The following is a 4,796-nucleotide window of genomic DNA, read 5'->3' as shown; positions in this document are numbered from 1 at the left end:
TTGTAGTGAAATTGATGCAAAATCTAAGAAATCTTGCTTTTGGGGTACGGCTCTGAATTTTGCGTAAATCAGATGCCGTACATTTAAACTCTTGAAATGGATTTTTTCAGAACCGACTATTTAAAATGATAAATAAAAATCGGGCAATATTATTATGGTGCATCATTAACTCGGACTAGATAAGTATTTATATTTTTTACAAATACCCCTTGTAAATTATTCATTCTTCATCATTGAAAATATTAATATTATTTTTTGTTTTTCACATAAGTCCTTATTATTCAACATGTTGAGATTTTGGCATGCGGTTTGCTTTTATGTTAATGCAAATACAAAAAAGGAGATAAGTGATGAAAAACATTGCAAGTAAAATTTTACTAACAGCGGTTATTGCTACTTCTTCTTCTGCAGCGGTTGCAGATAGCATGTGGAAAGAAGATACACTCGATGCTTGGATTGATGGTAAAGCAGAAACGACACTATTACTTAATTCCAATTTGAACTCTTTTGATATTAACACTTATGTTAAAGACCAGGTTGTGACTTTAACGGGCTCAGTTGAAAACCAGACAGAAAAAGCTCTTGCTGAAGAATTAGTATTAAGCCTTGATGATGTTAAGTTGGTAAAGAATGAACTTACGGTCATCGATAATGAAAAAGATAAAAATAAGGAATCAACCCAGGTCTTAATGGATACCAAAATATCGGCCATTGTTAAGGCTCGACTATTAATGAATACGGGAGTCAATGGTACTGATATCGAAGTAAAAACTAAGGAAAACACTGTGATATTAAAGGGTTCGGTGACGTCAGATACGGAACATGACCTTGCGTTATCTATTGCTCGTAATACATCCGATGTTGATAAAGTAATTGATAAACTTGAAGTAATTCAATAATAAATTTACCAACAGATATAAGAGAGAACATTATGCTTCGCTGGGCTTTAATATTTTTTATTCTTGCCATCATAGCAGCTTTATTTGGATTTGGTGGTATAGCAGGCGCTGCAGTAACAGTAGCTAAAGTTATGTTTTATATATTTGCTATTTCGTTGCTTGTATCGGTGGTAATGAGTTTAGTTAATAAAGATAAGAGTTAGGAGTTTTTATGAATATAAGCACAGTTATTTTCCGTTTCCTATTGGCAACAGGTTTTGCTTTTACGCTTGTCGCATGTAGTGACGACGGCCCCCTAGAGCAAGCTGGAGAAAGCGCTGACGAAGCGGTAGAGAAAGTTCAAAATCAGATAGAGGATGGCTGTGAGAACGTGAAAGAGCAGCTTGGTACGGAAGATCAGGACTGCTAACAAAAGGCATTAACTGACGAATTAATCATTCGAACCTCATAAAAAGAATTGAAGCAGGAGCTAGATATGAAAAACATATTTGATGTACTTAAAGATAGCCATGAGAAGCAACGGCTTTTGATGGGTGCGATACTTCAAACATCAGGTGATACTCAGGCTAGGCAAGAATTCTACTCCAGTCTTAAAGAAGAATTAACTAAGCATGCGGTCGCGGAAGAGCGCCACTTCTATGCACCTTTAATAGAGAGCGATCAATCCGTTGATATGACTAGGCACGGTATTGCTGAACACCACGGTATTGATAAGGTGCTTGCTCAGCTTGATGACACCGAAATGTCTTCACCAGCTTGGCTCACACTGATGAAGACACTCAAACACAAAGTAGAGCATCATTTAGAAGAAGAAGAGCAGCGTTTCTTTCAAACGGCTGGAAGAGTTTTAGACTCAGATCAGAAAGAAATTTTGGCTCGAAAATATGAGCAAGAGATGGCTTGATTCGAAGTGTCACCTAAGCTTGATAGTGAAGCGTAGGCTTTGGTTTAACAACTTGGGCCCATTTATGGGCCCGCTTTTTTAATACACAGAGAAATTAAGGCTTACTATGTTTATCGTTAAGTACTATATACTCATTGCTATCGCTTGTTTTTCTATAGCAGCATTTGTTCCCAATGTATTATTCAGCTTACTATTGGTTTGGTCTGGGTTATCGATGTCTATCGTTAGTGCAGCCTATATCTTCGAGATACCATCCATATTTAGAAAAAATAGTGATGGCAAAATAGCTTGGTGGATCAGGTGGGCATTTATTCCTTTTTTTCTAGGCATTCGTTTCTACAATACTTGGGCTATTAAAAGAGATAAAGTTGATCCCATTCAGCAGGTGGGAGAAGGCTTATATGTTTCTCGACGTCTACTCCCCTTCGATTTGTCATTTCTACAATCTCAAAACATAACGTGTATTGTTGATGTCACCGCAGAATTTTCGGGTTTAGAGAGTGCGATTACCGGCGAAGAGTTTCATTACCTCAATATCCTGGTACTCGATCATCAGGCCCCTAAGTTACGCAAGCTTAAACATGCTCTTAATTGGATAGATACTCAGATAAGCCAATCAAGGTCCGTAGTTGTTCATTGTGCACTTGGCCGTGGCCGCTCTGTGTTTGTGGTTGCAGCATACCTGTTAGTGAAAAATCCATCTCTGACCTTGGAGCAAGTGCTCAAAAATATCAATGATGTAAGAAGCACTGCACAGTTAAACAAAAAGCAACTAAATGTGCTGAATGCTATCAGTGATAAGGGACTGCTCAATCTTGAAGACAAATCCTGCCTCATTGTTAACCCTGTTGCAGGTGGAGGCAAATGGCAAACGAGTGAGCAACAGGTTATTCGAGAGCTCACCCGAAAGTTCAATTTAGACATTGTGACCACCAGTAAAGAAGTCTCAGCGGAATCTTTAGCCAAACAAGCAAAAGCGCGAAATGCTTCTCATATCATCGTCTCTGGCGGAGATGGCACCGTCAGCGAGGTGGCAAGACAAGTCGTGGAGACAGACACGGCACTCGGGATTATTCCATTAGGTACTGCAAATGCTTTATGTCATGTGCTCTATGGTTTTGCGACAAAAGTTTCACCTGTTGAAAAAGCCTGCGAGGCTATTCTATCTGGCAAGTCTAAGAAAATCGATTTGGCGTACTGTAACGACCAGCCAATACTGCTTATTCTTGGTATTGGGTTTGAAGAGAAGATGATTGATTACGCGCATCGTGATCAGAAAAATAAAAATGGCCAACTTGCTTACTTATCTGGTTTATTTTCTGCGGTTGTGGCAGGAGAAAGTCAGTGGTTTGAAGTCACTAAGGATGGGGAGCCAGCACGAGAAGCTGAGTTACAAAGCTTAGTAGTTGCCAACACGTCGCCTTTCAGCACGGTCCTTGCTCAAGGAGGTAAAGAGCCAAGACCTGATGATGGTCAATTGCATATTACCTATTTAGAAAATACCGCTTCGCTTGGGGAAAGAGCTTTAGCGATGTCTGATGTGTTGCTTTCAAGCTTAGGCCTCAAAGAACAAGCCTCATATTTTGATTATGAGTCTGCAAAGCAAGTCAAAATAGACTCAAATCGACCGATCCACTATGTCATTGATGGAGAAAAGTTCTCCGCTGAATCACTTGAGATAAGCATCAAAAGCCAAGCTTTATCTGTTTGCATTCCATAGTAACTGATGACAGCACCAATCATAAATGAAGGACATCACCATGGAGATGACTCTCTCTTTCGACATTGAGAAATTTAACCATTTAATTGAGCAAAAGCTGGAGCATTGGCTTGTTGAAACCATCAAGTTGATTCCTAATCTTATTGTTGCGCTCTTTACGTTGTTTGCTTTTATCTTTATTGCCAACCTGGGCGGCCGATTATTTAGGAACTTGAGCAACCGAGTCCTAGATTCAAAGGAAGTGACCAACTTATTAGCATCGATTGTTAAAGTGATCATTATAACCGTTGGTTTTTTTGTCGCATTAGACTTTGTTGGATTGCAAGGTACGGTTACATCACTCCTAGCAGGAGCGGGTATTTTGGGGCTTGCTATTGGTTTTGCTTTTCAAAATATGACCGAAAACCTGATTTCAGGGATCACGATGAGTATCCGCAAGCCATTTAAAATAGGCGATATTGTCGAATCCAACAGCGTTATGGGGCAAGTTATTCAAATTAATTTGCGCAATACTCTTGTAGAGACGTTTTCAGGTCAGCACGTCATGATTCCAAATAAAATGGTTTTTCGTAACATATTGACGAACTATAGTCGAAAAGGTCTCAGAAAAATAGAAATTCCTGTCGGTATCTCATACGCGGACTGTCCTGATTTAGCGACCAAAGTAATAACAGAAGCTATTAATGAAAAACCTTATGTGAGGAACCCCGAAGACACAGCGGTTCATGCTGCCAGTTTCGCCGACAGTAGTATCAATTTACTGGTATGGTTTTGGATTGATTACCCTGGCGACTTTGGTTACATGGAAGCACAAAATGACAGCATTGTAGCGATTAAGGAATCGCTGTCGGATGCTGGTATCACGATTCCGTTTCCTATTCGAACACTGGACTTTGAGGCGAAAGGAGGAGAAAGCCTATCAAGCATAGTGGCGAATAATGTCGCTAAGATGTAATTGTTCATGAGCAGACGTCACCCAGCCTCTTATGGTGCTAACGGTGTTTGCTTGTGATTGTTAACCTCAGGTCGAGCCAAGCCATTGCCACCACCTTGATTTTCAGTGCTTGTGATGTTAAGCGATGGCTTTTCCGGTTTTCGGCAGTACTCAATTCATTCGATTAAGTAGTCGGTTCTGAAAAAATCCATTTCAAGTAACTACTCAATAAGTTGTGGTAGTTCGAGATCCTTGCAACACCAAATCCCCCAGTAAAGGGATGGTATTTTTAAGAGAAAGCCTGTCATTTAAAAACGCCCAAAATGACAAATTTTGTTT

6 protein-coding genes are annotated in these 4,796 nt (G+C 39.7%); all 6 read left to right on the top strand.

From position 1 onward, the window contains the following. The first annotated feature begins 350 nt into the window (after positions 1 to 350). Entirely contained in the window at positions 351 to 899 is a 549-nt protein-coding gene (locus tag JQC92_RS20925; protein WP_205001475.1) for a BON domain-containing protein, read from the top strand. Between the two features lie 32 nt (positions 900 to 931). Then, complete coding sequence (locus JQC92_RS20920) at positions 932 to 1,102, top strand: DUF1328 domain-containing protein (RefSeq protein WP_205001474.1); 171 nt, start codon at positions 932 to 934, stop codon at positions 1,100 to 1,102. Positions 1,103 to 1,110: 8 nt separating this feature from the next. Beyond that, positions 1,111 to 1,308 (top strand): hypothetical protein, encoded by a 198-nt coding sequence (locus JQC92_RS20915; RefSeq protein WP_205001473.1) that lies wholly within the window; start codon positions 1,111 to 1,113, stop codon positions 1,306 to 1,308. A gap of 66 nt (positions 1,309 to 1,374) precedes the next feature. Beyond that, positions 1,375 to 1,803 (top strand): hemerythrin domain-containing protein, encoded by a 429-nt coding sequence (locus tag JQC92_RS20910; protein ID WP_205001472.1) that lies wholly within the window; start codon positions 1,375 to 1,377, stop codon positions 1,801 to 1,803. 106 nt (positions 1,804 to 1,909) lie between these two features. Then, positions 1,910 to 3,523 carry a diacylglycerol kinase family protein gene (locus tag JQC92_RS20905; protein ID WP_205001471.1) on the top strand — a complete coding sequence of 538 codons (1,614 nt, stop codon included), beginning with the start codon at positions 1,910 to 1,912 and terminating at the stop codon, positions 3,521 to 3,523. Between the two features lie 40 nt (positions 3,524 to 3,563). Continuing rightward, a complete protein-coding gene (locus JQC92_RS20900; RefSeq protein ID WP_239480665.1) occupies positions 3,564 to 4,478 on the top strand; it encodes a mechanosensitive ion channel family protein in 915 nt (304 codons plus the stop codon). Positions 4,479 to 4,796: the final 318 nt, after the last annotated feature.

It is taken from the genome of Parashewanella hymeniacidonis (assembly GCF_016900895.1).
GTDB lineage: Bacteria > Pseudomonadota > Gammaproteobacteria > Enterobacterales > Shewanellaceae > Parashewanella > Parashewanella hymeniacidonis.
Note: the sequence above shows the minus strand (reverse complement) of the source record. Positions and strands in the feature narration are given on the sequence as shown.